We start from the raw sequence: 783 nt of genomic DNA on the forward strand, positions 1-783 counted from the left end.
GATAATCTTGAGGTGGCGGCTGAGCCGCGCGTCTGAGTGCTGAAACCAAAACGGCCCCTTTACGGGGCCGTTTTTGCGTCTGCAGGAAACCGTTTACCGATGACCATTCGTCTTGAAATCACGCTCACCTGTCAGATCTGACAGGTGACGATGCTCCTCTTTCGCGGTGTCATGAACTTCGTCCCGAAGATGGCTATTTATCGCACGCCAGGAGAGCAACATGAGCATCAACGTCAATTCGACACAGATCACCGCCTTGCTCCAGCTGTATCCGATGGCAATCCCGGGCGCAGAAGAAAACCTGCAACCGCCGAAAACCTACGATCTCGGCATTTCCCAGAGCATTTATTCGCCAACCATCAAACTCTTCATTGTGATCGACCCGGTCAGGTTGTTTTCCACCTCCTTTACAGCAGGTGACTCCGTAAGGCTGTGGGTCAACAGCCTGGCGACATCCGTGATCAAGCTTATCAAGCCGGGCGAAGAGAACGACCGCATTTTTATGGACGCTCCTTGGGGAGTGTTGAAGGATGGCCTCAATAGGCTGTACTACGAAGTCACCCGGGTCAGCGGTAATAAAGATCAATCCACCCCGATACTGAATGTGCTGTTCAACAACCCGGTCTCCGGTATCACGGTCAGCCATCCGCCCAGCATTGTTCCGGGGCAGTCGCCTACCGTCACTTTAACCCGGAGCGACCCGCGCCAATTTGACGAAATGGAACTGACCATAGGCTCATGGAGTAAAACCATTCCCTATGTCCATCCTGCCAACCCGGTCAC

The 783-nt window shown here is 53.6% G+C and carries 1 pseudogene; it reads left to right on the top strand.

What is annotated here, in order from left to right:
* Positions 1-220: 220 nt before the first annotated feature.
* Positions 221-783 (top strand): annotated as a pseudogene (locus CAF74_RS28870) (hypothetical protein); the annotation flags it as partial.

This window comes from Pseudomonas sp. R45(2017) (assembly GCF_002112305.1).
GTDB classification, from domain to species: Bacteria; Pseudomonadota; Gammaproteobacteria; order Pseudomonadales; family Pseudomonadaceae; genus Aquipseudomonas; species Aquipseudomonas paraglycinae.